The organism is Pontibacter flavimaris (assembly GCF_001907195.1).
Classification (GTDB): Bacteria; Bacteroidota; Bacteroidia; order Cytophagales; family Hymenobacteraceae; genus Pontibacter; species Pontibacter flavimaris.
This window is the reverse complement of sequence record NZ_LVWA01000005.1, coordinates 783,151-804,196: the sequence shown is the minus strand read 5'-3', so window position 1 is coordinate 804,196 and position 21,046 is coordinate 783,151. Positions and strand designations below refer to the sequence as shown.

The 21,046-nt window shown below is 56.3% G+C and carries 17 protein-coding genes; 10 read left to right on the top strand and 7 right to left on the bottom strand.

Features of this window, described 5'->3' with window-relative positions:
• Positions 1-337 precede the first annotated feature (337 nt).
• Complete coding sequence (gene hutU / locus A3841_RS11705) at positions 338-2,050, bottom strand: urocanate hydratase (protein ID WP_073852469.1); 1,713 nt, start codon at positions 2,048-2,050, stop codon at positions 338-340.
• Between the two features lie 120 nt (positions 2,051-2,170).
• Here hutU and A3841_RS11700 point away from each other — a divergent pair, with 120 nt between their 5' ends.
• Positions 2,171-2,806 (top strand): class I SAM-dependent methyltransferase, encoded by a 636-nt coding sequence (locus A3841_RS11700; protein ID WP_073852468.1) that lies wholly within the window; start codon positions 2,171-2,173, stop codon positions 2,804-2,806.
• A 92-nt stretch (positions 2,807-2,898) separates the two neighbouring features.
• Here the strand turns inward: A3841_RS11700 and A3841_RS11695 are convergent, their stop codons facing one another.
• On the bottom strand, positions 2,899-3,369 hold the full coding sequence (locus A3841_RS11695; RefSeq protein WP_235861374.1) for a c-type cytochrome: 471 nt from the start codon (positions 3,367-3,369) through the stop codon (positions 2,899-2,901).
• A 181-nt stretch (positions 3,370-3,550) separates the two neighbouring features.
• Between A3841_RS11695 and A3841_RS11690 the strand changes: the two genes are divergently transcribed.
• The 3 genes from A3841_RS11690 to brnQ all read left to right on the top strand — a co-directional run bounded on the left by A3841_RS11690 (position 3,551) and on the right by brnQ (position 10,005).
• Positions 3,551-5,998, top strand: a complete 2,448-nt coding sequence (locus tag A3841_RS11690; protein ID WP_073852466.1) for a zinc-dependent metalloprotease — start codon at positions 3,551-3,553, stop codon at positions 5,996-5,998.
• Positions 5,999-6,704: 706 nt separating this feature from the next.
• The gene (locus A3841_RS11680) at positions 6,705-8,066 is read left to right on the top strand and encodes an NAD(P)-binding domain-containing protein (RefSeq protein WP_073852464.1); all 1,362 of its coding nucleotides are present in this window, start codon (positions 6,705-6,707) and stop codon (positions 8,064-8,066) included.
• A 595-nt stretch (positions 8,067-8,661) separates the two neighbouring features.
• A complete protein-coding gene (gene brnQ, locus A3841_RS11675; RefSeq protein ID WP_073852463.1) occupies positions 8,662-10,005 on the top strand; it encodes a branched-chain amino acid transport system II carrier protein in 1,344 nt (447 codons plus the stop codon).
• A 144-nt stretch (positions 10,006-10,149) separates the two neighbouring features.
• On the opposite strand, the gene A3841_RS11670 is transcribed toward brnQ, so the two are convergent.
• A complete protein-coding gene (locus A3841_RS11670) occupies positions 10,150-10,410 on the bottom strand; it encodes a hypothetical protein (RefSeq protein WP_073852683.1) in 261 nt (86 codons plus the stop codon).
• Between the two features lie 220 nt (positions 10,411-10,630).
• On the opposite strand from A3841_RS11670, the gene A3841_RS11665 reads away from it, so the two are divergent.
• The 5 genes from A3841_RS11665 (at position 10,631) to A3841_RS11645 (ending at position 16,254) form a co-directional block, all read left to right on the top strand.
• The gene (locus A3841_RS11665; protein WP_073852462.1) at positions 10,631-12,184 is read left to right on the top strand and encodes a M20/M25/M40 family metallo-hydrolase; all 1,554 of its coding nucleotides are present in this window, start codon (positions 10,631-10,633) and stop codon (positions 12,182-12,184) included.
• A 193-nt stretch (positions 12,185-12,377) separates the two neighbouring features.
• Positions 12,378-13,289 carry a universal stress protein gene (locus A3841_RS11660; protein ID WP_073852461.1) on the top strand — a complete coding sequence of 304 codons (912 nt, stop codon included), beginning with the start codon at positions 12,378-12,380 and terminating at the stop codon, positions 13,287-13,289.
• A 212-nt stretch (positions 13,290-13,501) separates the two neighbouring features.
• A complete protein-coding gene (locus A3841_RS11655; RefSeq protein WP_073852460.1) occupies positions 13,502-13,915 on the top strand; it encodes an STAS/SEC14 domain-containing protein in 414 nt (137 codons plus the stop codon).
• A 164-nt stretch (positions 13,916-14,079) separates the two neighbouring features.
• Positions 14,080-15,078 (top strand): 23S rRNA pseudouridine(2604) synthase RluF, encoded by a 999-nt coding sequence (gene rluF / locus A3841_RS11650; protein ID WP_073852459.1) that lies wholly within the window; start codon positions 14,080-14,082, stop codon positions 15,076-15,078.
• Positions 15,079-15,249: 171 nt separating this feature from the next.
• The gene (locus A3841_RS11645; RefSeq protein ID WP_170866179.1) at positions 15,250-16,254 is read left to right on the top strand and encodes a S4 domain-containing protein; all 1,005 of its coding nucleotides are present in this window, start codon (positions 15,250-15,252) and stop codon (positions 16,252-16,254) included.
• Positions 16,255-16,429: 175 nt separating this feature from the next.
• Here A3841_RS11645 and A3841_RS11640 read toward each other — a convergent pair whose 3' ends face one another.
• The 4 genes from A3841_RS11640 to A3841_RS11630 all read right to left on the bottom strand — a co-directional run bounded on the left by A3841_RS11640 (position 16,430) and on the right by A3841_RS11630 (position 19,180).
• Entirely contained in the window at positions 16,430-17,290 is an 861-nt protein-coding gene (locus A3841_RS11640) for a pirin family protein (protein ID WP_073852457.1), read from the bottom strand.
• Positions 17,291-17,460: 170 nt separating this feature from the next.
• A complete protein-coding gene (gene cysM, locus A3841_RS11635) occupies positions 17,461-18,348 on the bottom strand; it encodes a cysteine synthase CysM (protein ID WP_073852456.1) in 888 nt (295 codons plus the stop codon).
• Positions 18,324-18,464: a hypothetical protein gene (locus tag A3841_RS20290; RefSeq protein ID WP_170866178.1), complete on the bottom strand. Its 141-nt coding sequence runs from the start codon at positions 18,462-18,464 to the stop codon at positions 18,324-18,326. Before A3841_RS20290 ends, cysM begins: the two co-directional genes overlap by 25 nt.
• Positions 18,465-18,499: 35 nt before the next feature.
• The gene (locus tag A3841_RS11630) at positions 18,500-19,180 is read right to left on the bottom strand and encodes a type 1 glutamine amidotransferase domain-containing protein (protein WP_073852455.1); all 681 of its coding nucleotides are present in this window, start codon (positions 19,178-19,180) and stop codon (positions 18,500-18,502) included.
• A 449-nt stretch (positions 19,181-19,629) separates the two neighbouring features.
• Between A3841_RS11630 and A3841_RS11625 the strand changes: the two genes are divergently transcribed.
• On the top strand, positions 19,630-21,018 hold the full coding sequence (locus A3841_RS11625) for an FAD-binding oxidoreductase (RefSeq protein WP_073852454.1): 1,389 nt from the start codon (positions 19,630-19,632) through the stop codon (positions 21,016-21,018).
• Positions 21,019-21,046 lie beyond the last annotated feature (28 nt).

Below are 21,046 nucleotides of genomic sequence, written 5' to 3'. Positions count from 1 at the left end.
CATACTTTGGTGCTCTCCAGCCCGAGAGGGCTCGTCCTTTGGCATCGCGCTGTGTTCCCTTCCTTTACTCCTACGTCGCAATGCCCTTACGGGCACCGGAATCTCACAAGGCGCTCAACCCAAGGACTGGGTATCATTCGATAGCTACGGCATTGCTGTTATTTCGACCTACGGGAGAAATCTATCCAAAATTCCTGATAGATCTCTCGCCCTGCTCGAGATGACAGAGCAAGTAGTAAGTATAATTCCCCGCCTTAGATAAGGAGGGGTTAGGGGTGGTTGGACCCGCTACTGCAGAACTCCCTCCCCTGTTGTTAGGGGAGGGAAAAGGATGGGCTTACAGCTCCAACCCGAACTTCTTAGCGTTCTCCTGCGCTGTTTCGTAGCCGGCGTCGGCGTGGCGGAAGATGCCCATGGCCGGGTCGTTGTGGAGCACGCGGCGGAGACAGCGCTCGGCACGGTCGGTGCCATCGGCCAATATCACCATGCCCGCATGCTGCGAGTAGCCAATGCCCACGCCCCCGCCGTGGTGGAACGACACCCAGGTGGCACCACCCGCCGTATTCGCCATCAGGTTCAGCAGCGGCCAGTCGGAAATGGCATCGGAGCCGTCTTTCATGCCTTCGGTTTCGCGGTACGGGGAGGCTACAGAACCGCAGTCCAGGTGGTCGCGGCCGATCACGATAGGTGCTTTTACCTTGCCCTCGCGCACGAGTTGGTTAAAGAGCAGACCGGCTTTCTCGCGCTCGCCCATGCCCAGCCAGCAAATGCGGCACGGCAGGCCCTGAAAGGCTACTTTCTCCTGCGCCTCGTCCAGCCACTTGATCATGTGCGTGTTCTCTGGGAACAGCTCCTTCAGCGCCTCATCGGTCACGCGGATATCCTCCGGATCGCCGGACAGCGCCGCCCAGCGGAAGGGTCCTTTGCCCTCGCAGAACAACGGACGGATGTACTCCGGCACAAATCCCGGAATGTTAAAGGCGTTTGCCTCGCCGCCCTGCTGCGCGAATTCACGCAGGTTATTGCCATAGTCGAAGGTTTTGCTGCCACGCCGCTGCAGCTCCAGCATGAAGCCCACGTGGCGGGCCATACTTTTCAGCGACAGTTCCTTATACTTGGCCGGGTCCTGCTCGCGCAATGCTTTCGCTTCCTGCAGGCTCAGCCCGTTCGGCACGTAGCCATTGAGTGGATCGTGGGCTGAGGTTTGGTCGGTAAGGATGTCCGGGGTGATGTTATCCTGAATCAGGCGCTCCAGCACATCGCCGACGTCGCCTACCAGGCCAACCGAGATAGCTTCGCCGCGTTCCTTTGCCTCCAGCACCCAACGCTTTGCCTCCTCATAGTCAAAAGTCATTTTATCGATGTAGCGGGTATCGAGGCGTTTTTGGATGCGGTCCGGATCCACGTCAACGCCCAGGAAAGTAGCGCCGGCCATAGTTGCCGCCAGGGGCTGCGCGCCGCCCATACCGCCCAAACCGCCCGTCACGAGCAGCTTGTGGCGCAAATCGCTGTTGAAGTATTTGTCGCCGCAGGCAGCAAAGGTCTCGTAGGTGCCCTGCAATATGCCCTGCGAGCCGATGTAGATCCAACTGCCGGCCGTCATCTGCCCGTACATGATCAGGCCACGCTTGCGCAGGTCGTTAAAGTACTCCCAAGTAGCCCAGTGCGGCACCAGGTTCGAGTTGGCAATCAGCACCCGCGGCGCCTCGGCGTGCGTGCGCACCTTGCCCACCGGCTTGCCCGACTGCACCAGCAGACTCTCGTCCTCCTCCAGTTCCAGCAGCACCTCAATAATCTTGCGGGCATCCTCCGGCGTGCGGGCCGCCTGTCCGGTGCCGCCGTAAACTACCAGGTCGGCTGGTGCTTCGGCCACTTCGTCGGTCAGGTTGTTGAGGAACATGCGCAGGGCAGCCTCTGTTTGCCAGTTCTTGCAATGCAGTTCCGGCCCGCGTGGCGGGATGTAAGTGGGATGGTTGGCGTATTTCTGGATGAATTGCTCGGCAGTAAGGCCGGCCCTTGGTGAGGTTGCTGTGGCAGCTGAGGTAGTCATAGTTTTTAATTCGATTGGGTTTGTTCAATAATCTGAAATTTATATCAAAAATGACAGGAAAATGGAGCTAAATTTATACGCAGATGCCCCAAAATACAGCTCCATCCCATACTTTCGCTTATGTTCCACCTGCCCCTCACCTCCATCCCCGCCCAATTCGGCAACATCGACATTTACCTGTTCGACCAATTGCTGAAGGGCCGTATCCGCAAAGGTATGCGCGTACTGGACGCCGGCTGCGGCTCCGGGAGAAACATACAGTACCTGATGCAGGCTGGCGTGAAAGTATACGGGGCCGATATTTCGGAGGAAGCCATCGCGAACGTACGGGCCATGGCTTCGGAATTGGCCCCTACCCTATCGCCCAAAAATTTTGTGGTAACCGACCTGACTGATCTTCCTTTTGAGGACGCCGCCTTTGAGGTGGTGCTGTGCAGCGCCGTGCTGCATTTTGCTCAAAGCGAAGCACATTTCAGACGTATGCTGCAGCAACTGTGGCGTGTGCTAAAGCCGGAGGGTATGCTCTTCTGCCGTTTCAGTACAACGATAGGGATGGAGGGAAAGCTGCAGCAGGTGGCGCCGCAAAAGTATAAAATGCCGCATGGGCCGGTGTGGTTTCTGGCTGATGAGCCCCAACTACGCGAGCTGATCTATACTTTAGAGGCCGAGCTGCTGGAGCCGCTGAAAACGGTGCTGGTAGAGCGCGAGCGAAGTATGACGACGCTGGTGCTGCGGAAGAAAGTACAGGGTTCTTAAGTGCGGACGACTGGCAGGTTTATACTTCTATGAGGCTGCCCGTATCCATAAAAAAATCGCGCAGCCGTTTGAGGGGGCTGCGCGATGTGCTGTTATTTCTTCAGGGATAGGATGTAATCCACCATTTTACCGGCGTCATCGTTGCTGAGGTTGGGGTGCGGCGGCATGGGCACCTGGCCCCATACGCCGGCGCCGCCCTCTTTAATCTTGCCGATCAGGTACTCCCTGTTCTTGTCGTTGGCTTCATACTTTCCGGCTACATCCACATAGGCGGGCCCCACCAGTTTCTGCTGGTTGTTGTGGCAGGCCGTACAGTCAGATCCCGCGATCAGCATGGCGCCCGGGTGCTGCTTGGGTTGCTCCGCCGCGGCTTTGGGGGCTGTAGGGGTTTTGGTGCCAGGTGCAGGCTCCGGCGCGTTGGCACGGGCAGTGGCCACAGAATCACGGTAGCCCTGTTCGTAGTAGCGGTCATATTCCGATTCCTGGGTACCGCAGGAGGTAAGTATGAGTCCCACACCCAAGGCGGCAAAAAAGTACTTCACGGTCATAGTCATATCAATCATGTTTATGCAAATCTATACATCCTCCAAAGGCGCTTTGTTACATGTCCCCCTTCAGCGGAGTCGCTCGGCCAGCCCGCTTCCTGAACAGGATCCTTCTGCAGAGGCGGGGCAGACCGGCGCTCAAAGTAAATTACAAAAAGTGTATATTACAACTTCAAGCGCAAAACTAACCCTTTACACCATGACATCACCCTTTATCAGAACAATCTGGCTCGTGCTGGTGCTGCCGCTGCTTTCGGCAAGTATGGCACTGGCCCAGGCACTGCCCACCATCGCTTCCAAAACCAAGGACATGCAGAAGTACCCTGGTTACTTCACCTTTTATTACGACAGGGACAGTGGCAAGGTATGGCTGGAGGTGGATAAAGTGAACCAGGAGTTCCTGTATGTTAACTCCCTGCCCTCCGGCCTGGGCTCCAACGACATCGGCCTGGACCGTGGCCAGCTGGGTGGCCAGCGCGTGGTATACTTCGAGAAAGTAGGCGCTAAGGTGATGCTCGTGCAGCCAAACCTGGATTACCGTGCCATCACCGACAACAAAAACGAGGCCCGCGCCGTGGACGAGTCTTTTGCCAAATCCATACTTTGGGGCTTTAAGGCAGAGGCGGTGGAAGGCAACAGCGTATTGGTGGATGCCACGGATTTCCTGCTGCGCGACGCCCATGATGTGATCGGAAGTATAAAACGCACTAAGCAGGGCACCTACAAGCTCGACGCCAGCCGCTCGGCCATGTACCTGCCGCGCACCAAAAACTTCCCCGAGAACACCGAGTTTGAGGCTACCCTAACCTTTACCGGCGGCGAGGATGCCGGGCGCTATGTGTATGAGGTTGCCCCCGATGTGCAGGCCCTTACGCTGCGCCAGCACCACTCTTTCATCCAGCTGCCCGACAACAAGTATTCACCACGCGAGGCGGACCCGCGCGCCGGCTATTTCGGCATCTCCTACTTCGATTATGCCACACCGGTGAACGAGAACATAGAGCAGCGCTTCATCGCCCGCCACCGCCTGCACAAGAAAGATCCTTCGGCCAACGTATCGGAAGCCGTGAAGCCTATTGTATACTATGTCGATAACGGTGCTCCTGAGCCCATCCGCACGGCGCTGCTGGACGGGGCCCGCTGGTGGAACCAGGCCTTTGAGGCTGCTGGCTACAAAAATGCTTTCCGGGTGGAGGTGTTGCCCGACGGTGCCGACCCGATGGACGTGCGCTACAACATCATCCAGTGGGTGCACCGCAGCACGCGCGGCTGGTCGTACGGCGCCTCAGTCACGGATCCGCGCACCGGCGAGATTATCAAAGGCCATGTGTCGCTGGGCTCTCTGCGTGTGCGCCAGGACTATTTGATAGCCGAAGGCCTGCTGGCCCCTTACGAGGAGGGGAAACCGGTCAATAAAACGATGATGGAGATGGCGCTGGCGCGCATCCGGCAGCTGTCGGCACACGAACTGGGCCACACATTGGGCATTATGCACAACTACGCCGCCAACAACAACGCCTCCGTGATGGACTACCCGCACCCGCAGGCCAAACTCGACCGCGCCGGTAACATCGACCTGAGCAACGCTTACGGCACCACTATTGGCGCGTGGGATAAAGTGGCTGTAGCTTACGGTTACCAGGACTTCCCGGCCGGAACAGACGAGAAGAAAGCGCTGAACGAGATCCTGGCCAAAGGAAGAGCCCAGGGCCTGCAGTTTATCTCCGACCGGGATGCCCGCGCACCCGGAGGTACCCACCCGGACGCGCACCTGTGGGACAATGGCGCCAACGCTACTGATGAACTCCTGAATGTGCTCAAGATACGCGGGAAGGCCCTGCAGAACTTCTCTCAAAACAATATCAAACCCGGCGCGCCCATGAGTACGCTGGAAGATGTGCTGGTGCCGATCTATAACTACCACCGCTACCAGACCGAGGCCGTGGCCAAGCTGATCGGCGGCATATACTATACGTATGTCGTGCGGGGTGACGGACAGCCTACAACCACCGTGCTGGCCAGAGGCGAACAGCAAAAGGCGCTGGACGCGATGCTGAAAACCATCTCCCCGGAAGTACTCACCGTACCGGAGCACATCATCAAGCTGATTCCCCCGCGCGCACCGGGACTGCGCAACAACCGGGAACTCTTTGCCAGGCGCACCGGCCTCACCTTCGATCCGCTGGCCGCCGCCGAGGCCTCCGCAGATTTTTCCGTATCCTTCTTACTGCACCCCGAGCGTGCCTCGCGGCTAGTGGAGCTTGGTGCCCGCAGCAACAGCCTCAGCCTGCAGGACGTGACGGAGCAACTGGTGGAGAACACCTGGAAGCGGAAACGCGAGAAAGGAATGGAAGGCCTGGTGCAGCTGCAGACCGAGCAGATCGTGCTCACGCACCTGCTGGCGCTTGCCCACAACGAAAGCGCCTCTTACCAGGCCAGGGCCATCGCCACGGCCACCCTTAAAGACCTGAAAAGCTATATTGAGCGGAGGCACACGCTCAACCCAAAGGACAGTTACCAGGCCCACCTTACCTTCGCGCTGGAGCGCCTGAACCGGCCGGTATCGGAAGAGGTGCTGCCGAGTAAAGCCCTGGATTTGCCGCCGGGCTCACCGATTGGCAGCGGAACTGTGATGGGATGTGAGTAAAAACCAAAGTATAAGTATAAACCGCCCTCCGTTCAGAGGGGCGGTTTATACTTATATGGCGGCCGTTCGCGGGAAAGCGCCCCACTGCCGCAGTCACAGTTCGTATATTTTACGGCCTTTTCCTGTTTTTTTTAATTGCTGCCAGGCGGCCTGACCTGGCAACAGTATCTCTGCGTATAATCACAAGCTCTTGCCGCCATGCTTACCTCTGAGACACATCGCCTCAAACCTATGACACAAAGCATGTTACAACGTACCACAGCCCTTCAACGAGCCTACATGCTACCACAGGTGATTCTGCCAAAAGTACTTTAGAGCAGTAATTCTTCTTTTTGCATATTTTATACTTACAATATTCCGAATTTAATTTTATCCATGAGAGGGTTGTGCTAACGCAAAGGGTAGATTATAATTTTTCCCTCATATTGTGTATCTTTGCAAAACAGTCATTCTGACATAGATAGATATGAATATTTCAGAAGGGCGCGTCGATAGTATAGTTCAGGCCAACCGGCTTCTTTTGTAAGGCATCAATTCCAACGCCTCTCTTTTTATACTTCCTGCACCCCTTTCTGTTTTCCGCCAGGCAGGATTCAACCTCCCGCGGAAACCCGAAATTGTAATTTTTCCGATTACGCAGCACTGATCCTTTGGGCATATCTCTGGGCAGATTATTGTGCTTTGCAATTACCAATTTAAAGTCTATATGAAGTTAAGAATAGGAATCATCGGAGCCGGCCCCAGCGGCCTGGCGCAGCTACGCGCGTTTAAATCAGCAGAAATGAAAGGCGAGGACATACCGGAAATCGTGTGCTTTGAGAAGCAGTCGGACTGGGGTGGCCTGTGGAACTATACCTGGCGCACGGGAGTAGGCAAGTATGGCGAGCCGATCCACGGCAGCATGTACCGCTACCTGTGGTCCAACGGGCCCAAGGAATGCCTGGAGTTTGCTGATTATACCTTCGATGAGCACTTTGGCAGGCCTATCTCCTCCTATCCGCCCCGCCCGGTGCTGTTCGACTACATCCAGGGCCGCGTAGAAAAGGACAACGTGCGCGACTATATCCGCTTTAACACCACCGCCCGCTGGGTAGAGTACAAAGAGGACACGAAGCAGTTCTCGGTGGTGCTGGAAGACCTGGCCAACAACAAGACCTATACCGAGGAGTTTGATTACCTGATCGTGGCCTCCGGCCACTTCTCCACCCCTAACATGCCGTACTTTGAAGGAATTGAAGAGTTTCCCGGCCTGATCATGCACGCGCACGACTTCCGCGGGGCTGATATTTTCAAGGACAAGGACGTGTTGCTGATCGGCAGCAGCTACTCGGCCGAGGACATTGGCGTGCAGAGCTACAAGCACGGGGCGAACTCGGTAACCCTGAGCTACCGCAGCAACCCCATCGGCATGGACTGGCCCGAAGGCATGAAGGAAGTGCCCCTGCTTACCCATTTCGAAGGAGAAATCGCTCACTTCAGCGACGGCACCCGGGAGCGTTATGATGCGGTGGTGATGTGCACCGGCTACCAGCACAAGTTCCCCTACCTGCCCGACGAGCTGCGCCTGAAGACAAAAAACTGCCTCTACCCGGACAAGATCTACAAAGGGGTGTTCTTCAACGACCTGCCCCAACTCATTTACCTGGGCATGCAGGACCAGTACTATACCTTCAATATGTTTGATGTGCAGGCCTGGTATGCGCGCGACGTCATACAGGGAAAGATTCAACTACCGGGCAAAGAAGAAAGGCAAAAGGACATCAACCTGTGGCTCAACAAGGCCGCATCCAACTGCACACACGACGATGAAATCGATTTCCAGACGGAGTATGTGCGGGAGTTGATGAACCAAACCGACTACCCGGAGATTGACCTGGACAGAGTGGCGGTGCTTTTCAAGCAGTGGCTCCATGACAAGGAAGAAGACATTCTCCGCTACCGCGACAGGACCTACACCTCGGTGATGACCGGCACCAATGCCGAGCAGCACCACACCCCCTGGCTCGAGGAGATGGACGACAGCTTTGAGCGCTACATGCAGAAAGCTCCGGAACTGGAGCAGGCATAGTATAGAGCATGTTGAATGCTTATATACAGAAAGGGAAGGCAACATGCCTTCCCTTTCTGCTTTAAACACTTGCCCGCAGCTACTTGCCCGCAGCCGCTGCTTCGTCTGAAGTATAAAAGTATAGCGCCGTACGCACCGGGAGGCGCCAAGCCTGGCAAATCCTTGCCTCACCGCCCGGTTTCGCGGTGTGCGTAGCGGTGGATTAAAGTATGAAAAGCGCCTCTGCAAGTTTAGGCAGGGGCGCTTTTTTACGGATATCCCTTATCTGCAGTGAACTACCTTTGCCTCAAGAACATTAAGATATAAGGCTGCCCCTTAGCTGGCAATAGCTATTCCGGCGCACTGCTGTACTTAATTAACAACAGGTATAATTATACTTTACTTTCAGAGGCGGGAGCCTTAACGTTCTGGGGAAAACCGCTAAAATATCCACCTTATGCTTATTTATCTAACACATAATCAGTAAATTCACCCGGGCATCATGTTCAGCCCAACGGAATATTGACAAAACATAAACGAAAGCTCACCACCCCGGGCGCTCCGGCAGATCGTTGCAGGAAAGCTCCTTATTCTTTTCATACTCAGTCTACTACCCGTGCGTACTACTCCTAACCTCTCTTTTAAAGAAACCTTTTTTATCGGCCTGATGCTCTTCGCTATTTTCTTCGGCGCGGGCAACCTCATTTTTCCGCTCTCGCTGGGCCAGGCCGCCGGCGAAAACTTAGTGCCTGCCATTGTGGGCTTCCTGCTGACCGGTGTGGGGCTTCCCCTACTTGGTGTTATCGCCATGGGCGTCTCCAAGAACGAGGATGTACAGACGATCTCGGCGAAGGTGCACCCTGTCTTCGGCCTGCTGTTTCCGGTGGTCATCTACCTGACGCTGGGCCCTCTGTTTGCCGTACCCAGAACCGGCACCGTATCTTACGAAATCGGTATCGTGCCCTTCCTGCCCGAAGCATTGCGGACGTCTGGCTGGGGGATGGCGCTATACTCGGTTGTGTTCTTTGCCATAACGTACCTGCTTTCGTTAAACCCCAGCAAGATAGTGGATCGCATCGGTAAGATTCTGACGCCGGTGCTGCTGCTGATTCTCTTCGTGCTACTGACAAAAAGCGTGGCTGACCCGCTCGGCAGTACCCAGGTGCCGGTGGGCTTATATGAGAGCGCCCCTTTCTTTAAAGGGTTTCAGGAGGGATACCTGACTATGGATACCATCGGCTCCTTTGTCTTCGGCCTGATCGTGATCAGCACGATTCGCGCAAAGGGCGTGGAGAGCACCCGGCAGATTGCCAAAGTAACGGCTACGGCAGGCTTTGTGGCCGCCGCCGGACTGGCTTTGGTCTACATCGGGCTGGCGTATACGGGCGCCACCAGTGTGGAAACGCTGGGGCATTTGGAGAACGGCGGTCTCATCATCACCAACGTATCGAACCTGCACTTCGGCCTGTGGGGGAACCTGATTCTGGGTATTGCCATTTTCTTTGCCTGCCTCACCACCAGCATCGGGCTGATCGTGGCCTGCGCCAGTTTCTTCAACAAGCTGCGCCCCTCCATCTCCTATAAAAATTATGTACTGATCCTGACAATAGTGAGCGCGGTGATCTCGAACGTGGGTCTCACGCAGATCATTTCCTTCTCCATTCCTGTGCTGGTGGCGATTTACCCGATCGTTATCGTGCTGATTGCTTTAACCCTGATGGGGCCGGCGCTCAAGAACCGGAACGCGGTGTATACCTGGTCGGTTTTGTTTGCCGGCATCGTGAGCGTGTTCGACGGCATCAAGGCGGCGGGGTTTGAGCCAGGCATTATTGGCTTTCTGGGGGAGCATCTGCCCCTGTTCAGCCTGGGCATGGGCTGGCTCATACCGGCCATCCTGGGTGGCTTCCTGGGTTACGGCCTCTCGTTCCGGCAAAAAGCGTATGCGCTGGAAGAAGTATAGATTATACTTTTATCGACAAAAAAGGCAGGCATCCGGCGGGGTGTCTGCCTTTTTTAGCCAACCATACTGCCTGTAGGCTATGAGCTCTGGCAAGTATGGCAACGGCTGCGATGGCGTTATCCGAAAGTATAAAGCTGCAGCTTCTTACCAGTCGTCCAGCATCCTTTGTACATCAAGTCCCTCCACGTACGGCTCCAGTACCGCCAGGGCGTTGGCCGATTTCCTGAAGGTGCTGATCACCTGCGCCTCCCGCCCTGTCCATACTTCCACAAAAGCGTGGTTCAAAGTATAAAGCGTAACGGTCCAGCTATTGAATTGGCGTTGGGCCAGGATGGTGCCCTCTTTGGCCAGTGTTTCGGCCTGGCTCCGCAGCGGGAGCCGCTCAAACATGGAATGCTCCAGCATACGGATTCTGTTAGGGTGTTTTCTGGATAAGTACGGAAACAGCAATTTAGTTTCCGTTTTCCTGGATAAAGTATAGCTTTGGAAAAGAATGGGGCGCTCTGCCGGCAAAAGTCTTATGGCTATACTTTACGGATTCAGCCTGCTGCTGATTAAACCATCCCGTCGCTTTCGCCTCTAATGTAAAAAAACTATATACCTATTCCATATTAACCAAACCCTTATGAAGAGAAAAGTATACGCTTTTGCCTTTTTCATGCTCCTGAGCGGAAGCCTGGCGCAGGCACAGGTGAAGGACCCCGTGGTGGAGAGCATCGTGAAGGAGGCAAACGAGAACTCACAGCTGGAGGTGCTCGCACATGAGCTGCTGGATGGCATCGGCCCGCGCCTGGTAGGCACCCCCGAGATGCAGAAAGCGCACGATTGGGCGGTGGCAAAGTATAAAAGCTGGGGCATTGAGGCTCGCAACGAGAAGTGGGGCGAGTGGCGCGGCTGGCAGCGTGGCACCACGCACGTAGACATGGTGCACCCGCGGGTGCAGTCGCTGGAGGCGACCCAACTGGCCTGGAGCCCCGGCACCAAAAGCAAGGGCGTAACCGCCGAGGTGATCGTACTTCCCGAAGTGCAGGACTCGGTGGCGTTTCAGCGGTGGTTGCCAAGCGCAAAAGGCAAGATCGTGATGATCTCGATGATGCAGCCGACCGGCAGACCGGACTACAATTGGGAGGAGTTTGCCACGAAGGAATCCCTGGAGAAAATGAAGCAGCACCGCGACTCGCTGAACGATGCGTGGTCTGAGCGTATGAAGACGATGGGGTACAACAGCCGCACACTTCCTCCGGCACTGGAAAAAGCAGGCGCAGCGGGCGTGGTTACCTCTAACTGGTCGCGCGGATTCGGCGTGAACAAGATATTCGGCGCCTACACCAACAAGATCCCGAGCATCGACATGGCCCTCGAGGACTATGGCATGCTTTACCGTCTGGTGGAGTCTGGCAGCAAGCCGCAGATCAAAATACAGGCAGAGTCAAAGAACCTGAAGAACGCCCCTACCTTTAACACCATCGCCGAGATCAAAGGCACCGAGAAGCCGGAGGAATACGTGATACTTTCCGCGCACTTCGACTCCTGGGATGGCGGCACCGGCGCCACCGACAACGGCACCGGCACTATTGTGATGATGGAGGCCATGCGCATCCTGAAGAAAATGTACCCGAACCCGAAGCGCACTATACTTGCCGGCCACTGGGGCAGCGAGGAGCAGGGCCTGAACGGCTCGCGCGCCTTCGTAGCCGATCATCCGCAGATTGTGAAGAACACCCAGGCCGTGTTTAACCAGGACAACGGAACAGGCCGCGTGGCCAACATCTCGGGCCAGGGCTTCCTGCACGCCTACGACTTCCTGGGCCGCTGGCTGAGCGCCGCCCCAAATGAGATCACCAGCTCCATTGAGACGCATTTCCCGGGCTTCCCGGGCGGCGGCGGCTCCGACCACGCCTCTTTTGTGGCGGCGGGCGCCCCGGCCTTCATGCTGAGCTCGCTTAGCTGGTCCTACGGCACCTACACCTGGCACACCAACCGCGACACCTACGACAAGATCGTATTTGATGATGTGCGCAGCAACGCCATCCTGGTAGCCATACTTGCCTACAAGGCCAGCGAAGACCCTAACATGTCGAACCGTGAGCGCATCGTTCTGCCGGTAGACCAGAGAACAGGCGAGCAGAGAACCTGGCCTGCCCTGAGGGAGCCTACCCGCAAAGGTGGCCTGGACTAACAGGAACAAAGTATAAAATGCATGCTTTTCAGGGAGGCTGCCGCCGTGGCAGCCTCCCTTTTTTTGTAAAAGCTGATATACCTCAGTTTTTCCACTGACCGGTGGCATCTTTTTCCTGCTGCCCTTGCGTTACTTTTGTAATGTAGCTTATGTGTATCACCGCTACACACCAGAAGTATAAAGCAGAAGCGCCATGAAATCGATACTAGTCCCGATAGATTATTCCAACAACTCCCGAAACGCCCTTACCTATGCCCTGGAGATAGCCCGGGTTACAGGCGCGGAGATCATCCTCTTCCACGCCTTCTACCCGATCATGACGCCGCCTGCCAGCCTCGACACAACCGATGTCATCCTTGCGCTGGAGGAAGGGAAGGCCAGGTCGCTGAAGGATTTCGCCCTGGCAACCCGGACGGAGATTGGCGCAGCAGACGGGCTACTGGAGGCCTATCAAAGCATCCCGCTGCGAGCGGCGGCCCGCATGGGCGGCTCCTATGAGATGATCCTGGAGGCTATTGAGAAGTATAAGGCCGACCTGGTGGTGATGGGCATGCAGGGCGGCGGGCCATTCAGCCAGGCGCTGTTGGGCAGTACCACCATCTCCGTGATGCAGGAAAGCAAGGTGCCCATCCTAGCCGTTCCGGAGAACATGCCGTTCAGGTACTTCCGGAAAGTGCTGTTTGCCACCAACCTGAGCAAATTGCCCGCCACCGCCGACCTGCAACCGCTGCGCGATTTTGTGGCCACTTTTGAAGCCAGCCTGCAGGTGCTGCACCTTTACAAAAACAACCTGCAATACGCCACGTTCGACCCGCACGAGGCGCTGGAGCAACTGTCTGCCAAGCTGCAGGGCATAACGCTCGACTTCCAGTTCGATATTCAGGAGGAGGTAGCCGAGGGGATACAGAAGTACATTTTAGAGCAGCACGCCGACCTGCTGGTGCTTATTCCGCAGCGCCACAACTTCATGGAAAGGCTGCTGGACCGAAGCGTGACCGGCAAGATCACGGCGCACCCGCAGGTGCCCCTGCTGGCCCTGCCTGCCTCTACCCTCACCTACAACCAAAGTATAACCAACGGGGAGAAAGCCACCAACCTGGGCTAAGCCTACCTTCTCCCCTGGCGCTACGTTCAGCCCGCTGCCTGCCTGTCGACCAGGGGTGTCAGGCTGAACGATTGCCCCGCCTGCCCGTACATACTTAGTCATTACTTTTCCTAAAAGAGTCCTACAATTTTTGGTGAAGGACTGATGCTTCCTGCGTTCAGGCGCTGGATCATTTTTGCGTTTTTGCTACCTTTGTGATTTACGAGTAGAGTATGATTCAAGAGCTACGCAACCCTTTTGGCAGAGTATACCTCACCATCAACACCAACACCAAGAACAGGTGGGTGCATGTGAACTGGATGGGCTACTTGACGGAGGAAAACATTAAGACAGGTGCCGCCGCCTATACCGAGGCCCTGGCTAATGCCGGTTACAGCTGTGTGCTGAACGATACCCGCCTGCTTATCGGTAGCTGGGACCACTCCATGGATTGGGTGGTGAAGGAATGGGCGCCATGGGCGGCTCGCGCTGGGTTGAAGCACTTTGCCATGGTAACCACCCCGGAAACCTTTGGCGGCTCCTCGGCCGAAAAATTCTTTAGCAGCCTGAAAGCATTTGAAGTGCGGGTTTTTGAGGACATGGGCAAGGCGCAGGAGTGGCTGCAGCAGTACGCGCTCGATAAATGAGCCTCTTTATTCGGTTGATTTATACTTGTATTTCTTTAGAAGGAGGCGTGTTTGGGAATATTCTGCCAACCGCTTTAGGTATACCACGGCCATTCCCGTACTTTTGAAAGTATGAAGTATGGGCACGGCAGCAAGCTCTGCCGCTGCTCTAGCCCCGGCACAAGATGGAACCTATCAGACTGAATAAATTCATAAGCGACTCAGGCTACTGCTCCCGCCGCGAGGCCGACAAGATGATTGAGCAGGGCCGCGTAACCGTGAACGGCAAGCGCCCCGAGATTGGCGCCAAAGTGACGGCCAGAGACAAGGTGCGCGTAGACGGAAACCTGCTGGAGGCAGACGCCGTGGAGCCCGTGTACCTGCTCCTCAACAAACCCCCTGGCATCGAAACCACCACCGACACCTCGCAACGGGACAACATCATCAGTTTTACCAACTACCCGGAACGCATTTTCCCGGTGGGCCGCCTCGATAAGGACTCCGAGGGCCTGATCATCCTGACAAACAACGGCGACATCGTCAACAGGATTCTGCGTGCCGGCAACAACCACGAGAAAGAGTATATCGTGACCGTGGACAGGCCCATCAACCCCGATTTCGTGGAGCGCATGAGCAACGGCGTTTCCATACTAGGGGTGAACACGCGGAAGTGCTTTGTGGAGCAGCTGGGCCCCAACAAGTTTCGCATCATACTTACCCAGGGCATGAACCGGCAGATCCGGCGCATGTGCGAGGCCCTGGGCTACGAAGTACAAACCCTGCAGCGCACGCGCATCATGCACCTGTCGCTCGCCCGAATTCCGCTGGGGCAGTGGCGCAACATGACCGATGCCGAAGTAGCCGAAATGATGCGCCTGGTGGAGCGTTCCGCTAAAACGGAGGAGGCCTCTGCCAGCCGGAAACACGCCACCGAACCCGCTTCGCCTGCCAAAAGCAACAAGCCGAAGCCACGTGGCGGCTCCCCTACCGCCAAGCCGGGCAAATCAAACAGCGGGCCTAAAAGCGGTAAAAGCACTGCCGCCGCCAAACACGACAAATCCAGGACCGCCGGAGGCGCCAAAGGCTCCCGCGGCGCAGCCAAAGGCGGAGGTGCCGGTGCGGGCGGCAGAGGCAGGGGCGCGGCCGGCAAAGGCGGGGCTTCCAAAGGGGGCCGCAGAAAGTAGCGTGTGCGTTTGCCATACTTTCCTCAACGTATCGGCCTCATCCTACCCTATGACTTAACAGCAATAGGTAAAGCAATCCTTTTGCCGTAATTTTGCCTCATACGTAAAACCGGCGTAAAAACAAGCGGCAGCACATACGGCATGTACCTGCCCGACAAGGCCAAAAACACCATGGAACCAAAGCGATTAAATAAATTCATAAGCGACTCGGGCTTCTGCTCCCGCCGCGAGGCTGACCGGCTGATTGAAGAAGGAAGGGTAACGGTAAACGGCAAGCAGCCGGAGGCGGGCACCAAGGTAACCCCCAAAGACAAGGTGCGGGTGGATGACCAACTGCTGAGCGTGCGGGACGAGGCTCCCGTGTTCCTGGTCCTGCATAAGCCATCCGGCATGTCGGCCACAGCCGATATGGGCGTGCGCGACAACGTGGTGCGGGCCATCAACCACCCGGCTTCCCTGCAACCCATCGGCAAGCTGGACCGTGATGACGAGGGCGTTCTTTTCCTGAGCAACGACAGCGACCTGGTGCGGAAACTGGCCAAGTCGGATAACAGGCTGGAGAAGGAACTGATCGTGACGGTTAACAAGCCATTTTCATCGGAGTTTATCGCCAAGCTGAGCGAGGCCTGCGCTTCTTTCGAGGATGGCAACCCCAAGAAAGCCGCTGTACACAAAGAATCCACCACCCGGTTCAGGATAGTGCTGGAGGCGGGCATGAGCCATGGCATTAAGAAGATTTGCGAGGCATTGGGCTACCAGGTAACGTTTTTGCAGCGCGTACGGGTAGAGAACATCACCCTTACAAAACTACAAAAAGGCCACTGGCGCACCCTCAGCGCACCGGAGATAGAGAACCTGAAACAGATCGCGTCGGCCAAGCCGGAAAAGGCGGTTAGGGCCAAAGCAGAATCCCGCGACTTTAAGCCCAGAACTGCGGCTGGCAAAGACAAGGCCTCCTCTGAGCGGGGAAGTTACCAGAAACCCGTTAAAACCGGCGCGGCAGAATATGCAGGCTCCGGCAAGCGCATCGGAAAGTCCAGGCCGGCCACGACAGGATCGGGCGGTGCCAGGGGCACACGAGGCGGCGCCAAGGGGGCAACGGACAAAGGGGGCTTTAAAGGAGGCGCGAAAAAAAGCGGCCCTTCCAAGGGAGGCTCCTCCAGCCGGTCCAGGTAGGTTTATACTTGCTCATACTTAAAAGGGACAGCCACTAGAGCAGTGGCTGTCCCTTTTTTATACTTGTATACTTGCCTCCGCGCCTGCTTTTCCAGCTCCTGGCCAGTTGTAGCCCAAACGCACAGGTAAGCCTGAAAAGAGCGAATCCAGACAGGGACCCTTCTTAACTACCGCCTTAGTCCCAGCTTTCCCAACGGCCCATTTTGCCCTGCTGGTAATCCTGGAAAGCCTGTTGAATCTCTTCTTCCGTGTTCATCACAAACGGCCCGTGCGCTACCACGGGTTCGTTGAATGGCTGGGCATGGCCGAAGAGGATGTAGCTGTCCTCCAGCGCTTCCACCTGCACTTCATCGCCCTCATTGGCAAACTCCACCAAGTGCAGCTTCGCAGCTGTCTCGCCGTTTACCTTCACGGAGCCGCGCACCACATAGAAGAAGATGTTGCGCGCTGCCGGCACCTGGGCCGTAAAACGGCCGCCCTGCTGCAATGTTATACTTGCCATGTGGATGTCGCTCAGCGATGGGATGGGGCCTTTGGTATCGCGCCAACTGCCCGAAATTACATGCGCTTTTACTTTGCCGGCATCCTCGGTAACTACCGGTATCTTGTCTTTCTGCAGCCCGATGTACTTCGGCGCTGTCATTTTATACTTGGCGGGCAGGTTAAACCATAGTTGCAGAATCTCCAAGGGGCCTCCCTCCTGTTTAAATTTCTCTGAAGAAACCTCTGCATGGATCAACCCGCGGCCTGCCGTCATCCACTGCACGCCACCCGCCTGAATCACGTCTCTTCCACCACCGGTGTCCTGGTGCGTGATGTCACCGTCAAGTATAAAGGTCAGCGTTTCGAAGCCCCGGTGCGGGTGCGGCCCGAACGGCAACCCACGATTGCCCGGTTTGTACACCTGCGGCCCGTGGTGGTTCAGGAACAGAAACGGGTCGATGTACTCCACCGAGTTGGTTGGCAAGGCCCGGTAGGTTACCAGATCATCAATGGGGGCGCTGATGGCTTTATGTATTTTCTTGATTTTTCTCATTTCACAAGTCAATGTATGTACACAAATATGCATACTCCCATATAACCACACAAGTTTAAGGATTTATACTTTCGGGGCTCGTCGATTGCTTCTATAAGTATACATCTACACCTTTGGAGATACATGTATCCTGGTAAAAAAAGCTCCTTGGAGCCGCCAGCCATACTTGCTTACCGCGCCGCAAACAGCTCCGAGGACAGGTAGCGGTCGCCGCGGTCGCAGATAATACAAACGACCACGCCCTCTTTTAATTCCTCGATCAGTTTAGTAGCCACATGCACAGCGCCGCCGCTGCTCATGCCGGCAAAGACGCCCTCTTCCCTGGCCAGCCGCCGGGTCATGGCGGTGGCCTCGTCCTGGCTCACGTCGATGGTGCGGTCCACGCGTTTGGGCTCGAATATTTTAGGCAGGTACTCCGCTGGCCACCTGCGGATGCCCGGGATCTGCGACCCCTCCACCGGCTGCGCACCGATGATCTGCACCTGCGGGTTCTGCTCCTTCAGGTAGCGTGACACGCCCATGATGGTGCCCGTAGTGCCCATCGAGGAGACGAAATGCGTGACCCTGCCTTCGGTGTCGCGCCAGATCTCGGGGCCGGTGGTGCGCTCGTGTGCCAGGTAATTGTCGGGGTTACCAAACTGGTTCAGCACCAGGTAACCGCCTTTCTCCATCCGCTCCGCCACATAATCTATCGCCCCTTCCATTGATTTTTCGGCGGGCGTAAGGATAACTTTTGCTCCAAAAGCCTCCATCGTCTGCACCCGTTCTTTGGTGGCGCTGGCCGGCATGACCAACTCGATCTCCACCCTAAAAAGACGCGCTATCATGGCCAACGCAATCCCGGTATTCCCGCTGGTGGCCTCGATCAGTTTCATCCCCGGCTTTAACTCACCGCGGTCCAGCGCGCCTTTGATCATGCTATAGGCGGCGCGGTCTTTTACGCTGCCGCCGGGGTTGTTGCCCTCCAGCTTGGCGTACAGCCTCACGCCGGGTTTCGTGTGGAGGTGGGTCAGCTCCACCAGTGGCGTGTTGCCTATAAAATCGAGAAGCGTTGCCATGTTAAAGCGCTGTGGTGGCGGCGGAAGTATAAATTGGTTTGGTCCCTATTGTAGTTGCCGGAAGTATAAAAAGTATAAATAAGCGGTATACTTTCGCTGCGGAGATGAAAAATCACACCGGACGGTTTTATGCTGAGCGGGATCCTGACCCTTATTTCTGGATCAGTTCCAGCAGTTCCTGTGCTGCCCCCTCCGACGAAGCCGGGTTCTGGCCCGTGATCAGCAACCCGTCGCGGACCACGTGCGGCTGCCAGTCAGCCACCTTGGAGTAATCAGCGCCCAGTTCCTTTAGTTTGTCCTCTACCAGAAACGGCACCACCTCCGTTAACTTCACCGCTTCCTCCTCGGAGTTGGTGAAGCCGGTTACCTGCTTGCCTTTCACAAACGGCTCGCCCTGCTCGTTCTTTACCCTGGCAAAAACGGCTGGCGCATGGCACACTGCGGCCACGGGCTTCTTCTGTTTTGCAAAAGCCTCTATCAGCTTCACGGAGTCCTCGTTTTCACTCAGGTCCCACAGCGGGCCATGGCCACCGGGGTAAAACACGGCGTCGAAATCATCTGCACTCACGCTGCTTAGCTTTCGGGTGTTTTGCAGTTTCTGCAGCAGTTCCGTATCCTGGTAGTAGCGCTTGGTGGCGTCGGTCTGGGCACCGGGCGCCTCGCTGCTCGGGTCAATGGGCGGCTGCCCCCCCTCCGGCGAGGCCAGCGTTACCTCTATACCCGCATCGGCCAGCACATAGTAGGGCGCGGCGAATTCCTCTACCCAAAAACCGGTCTTCTTGCCGGTAGTACCCAGTTCTGCGTGGGATGTTAAGACAAATAATACTTTCATAGCTTGTTAGTGGTTAGTAGGCCTGTTTATACGTTGGCATGCAGGCGGGTGATCATACTTTCAGAGACTATACTTTTACGGGTAAGTCACGCGGCGGGTACGGCAGCAAATAGATGCGGTACAATCATGGTTACCTGTGTTGTATGGTTTTTGAGGCAATACCTCTACGGCGGGCTTGCCTGAGCGATCCAAATTAGATCACTTTAGCCCTAAACGGAGTAACTATGTAAAAGAGCAAGCGCCGCTTTACCCACTCCCTGCAAGGCTTCAAGGACGTACCGCCTACCCTTACGCATTTTTCGGCGAGCCAATTCCTACGGCCTTATTACACTCGTATACTTTACTGTTATTCAATTGATTTATTGCACCTTGACCAGTCGCATTGGCAGTACCCCATCCCTAGGCCCGAGGCTGCATTAGGTTGCATTTTTTAAGAAAGGGAGGCCGGTATGGTGGAGGAAAGCAGCATTCAACAACTGAAGGCAAGTATGCGGGGCCCTGTGATTCAGCCCGGCGAGAGCGGCTATGAGGTGGCCCGCAAAGTATACAATGCCATGATCGACAAGCACCCCCGCCTCATTGCCATGGGCGAGGATGTGGCCGATGTGATCTACGCCGTGAACTTTGCCCGCGAGAACAACCTGCTGGTGGCCATCCGGGGAGGCGGGCATAACGGCGGCGGGCTGGGCATCTGCGACGACGGGCTGGTTATCGACCTGTCGCATTTGAACGGGGTGCAGGTGAACCCGGAGAAGAAAACGGTGCGGGTGGAGGGTGGCTGCACCTGGGGCAAGGTAGACCACGCCACCCATGCCTTTGGCCTGGCAACACCCAGTGGCATTATTTCGACCACCGGCGTAGGCGGGCTCACCCTCGGAGGCGGCATCGGCCACCTGACACGCACGTATGGCTTAACCATTGATAACCTGCTGGAGGCGGATGTGGTGCTGGCGGACGGCAGCCTCGTAAAAGCAAGCGAAACAGCACATGAAGACCTATTCTGGGCTATTCGCGGGGGCGGCGGCAATTTCGGGGTGGTAACTTCTTTCCTGTTCAAGCTGCACCCTGTAAGTATGGATTATGCCGGCCCCATGCTCTGGGAACTGGACCAGGTGAAAGAGGTGCTGCAGTGGTGGCGCGATTTCATACTAGAGGCACCCGAAGACCTGAACGGCTTTTTTGCTTTCATCCAGGTACCGCCTGCAGCCCCCTTTCCGGCAGAGCACCATAACAAGATTGTGGGCGGCGTGGTGTGGTGTTATACCGGGGCTCCGGAGAAAGTGGAGGAAGTCTTCGGCCCTATCCGAAGTATGAGCCCCCGCCCCATCATCGACCTGGTAGGTCCGCTGCCGCACCCGGCATTGCAAAGTATGTTCGACCCGCTTTATCCACCCGGCCACCAGTGGTACTGGCGCGCCGACTTTGTGAAAGAAATCAGCGATGAGGCCATCGACCGCCACCTGGAATTTGCCCGAAAACTGCCGAGTCCACAGTCTTCCATGCACCTGTACCCCGTCAACGGTGCGGCGCATGAGCTGGACAAAGACGCCACTGCCTGGAGCTTCCGCGACGCCAACTGGTCGCAGGTCATTATCGGCGTGGATCCCGATCCGGCCAACAAGGAGAAAATCACTACCTGGACAAAATCATACTTTGATGCCCTGCACCCTTACTCCGCAGGCGGCGCCTATGTTAATTTTATGATGGAGGAAGGAGACGAGCGCATCCGGGCCACCTACCGCGACAACTACGCCCGGCTGGCGCACATCAAGTATCAGTATGACCCTGAAAACCTGTTTAAGGTAAACCAGAACATCAAGCCGGCGGTGATGGCGTAGGAGTGCGATCAGGAGTTTTCGGAGCAGG

Bases quoted from the DNA above. Each gene is read 5' to 3' on its own strand.
- hutU (WP_073852469.1), bottom strand. From the start codon at position 2,050: ATGACTACCTCAGCTGCCACAGCAACCTCACCAAGGGCCGGCCTTACT.
- A3841_RS11700 (WP_073852468.1), top strand. From the start codon at position 2,171: ATGTTCCACCTGCCCCTCACCTCCATCCCCGCCCAATTCGGCAACATC.
- A3841_RS11695 (WP_235861374.1), bottom strand. From the start codon at position 3,369: ATGATTGATATGACTATGACCGTGAAGTACTTTTTTGCCGCCTTGGGT.
- A3841_RS11690 (WP_073852466.1), top strand. From the start codon at position 3,551: ATGACATCACCCTTTATCAGAACAATCTGGCTCGTGCTGGTGCTGCCG.
- A3841_RS11680 (WP_073852464.1), top strand. From the start codon at position 6,705: ATGAAGTTAAGAATAGGAATCATCGGAGCCGGCCCCAGCGGCCTGGCG.
- A3841_RS11670 (WP_073852683.1), bottom strand. From the start codon at position 10,410: ATGCTGGAGCATTCCATGTTTGAGCGGCTCCCGCTGCGGAGCCAGGCC.
- A3841_RS11665 (WP_073852462.1), top strand. From the start codon at position 10,631: ATGAAGAGAAAAGTATACGCTTTTGCCTTTTTCATGCTCCTGAGCGGA.
- A3841_RS11660 (WP_073852461.1), top strand. From the start codon at position 12,378: ATGAAATCGATACTAGTCCCGATAGATTATTCCAACAACTCCCGAAAC.
- A3841_RS11655 (WP_073852460.1), top strand. From the start codon at position 13,502: ATGATTCAAGAGCTACGCAACCCTTTTGGCAGAGTATACCTCACCATC.
- rluF (WP_073852459.1), top strand. From the start codon at position 14,080: ATGGAACCTATCAGACTGAATAAATTCATAAGCGACTCAGGCTACTGC.
- A3841_RS11645 (WP_170866179.1), top strand. From the start codon at position 15,250: ATGGAACCAAAGCGATTAAATAAATTCATAAGCGACTCGGGCTTCTGC.
- A3841_RS11640 (WP_073852457.1), bottom strand. From the start codon at position 17,290: ATGAGAAAAATCAAGAAAATACATAAAGCCATCAGCGCCCCCATTGAT.
- cysM (WP_073852456.1), bottom strand. From the start codon at position 18,348: ATGGCAACGCTTCTCGATTTTATAGGCAACACGCCACTGGTGGAGCTG.
- A3841_RS11630 (WP_073852455.1), bottom strand. From the start codon at position 19,180: ATGAAAGTATTATTTGTCTTAACATCCCACGCAGAACTGGGTACTACC.
- A3841_RS11625 (WP_073852454.1), top strand. From the start codon at position 19,630: ATGGTGGAGGAAAGCAGCATTCAACAACTGAAGGCAAGTATGCGGGGC.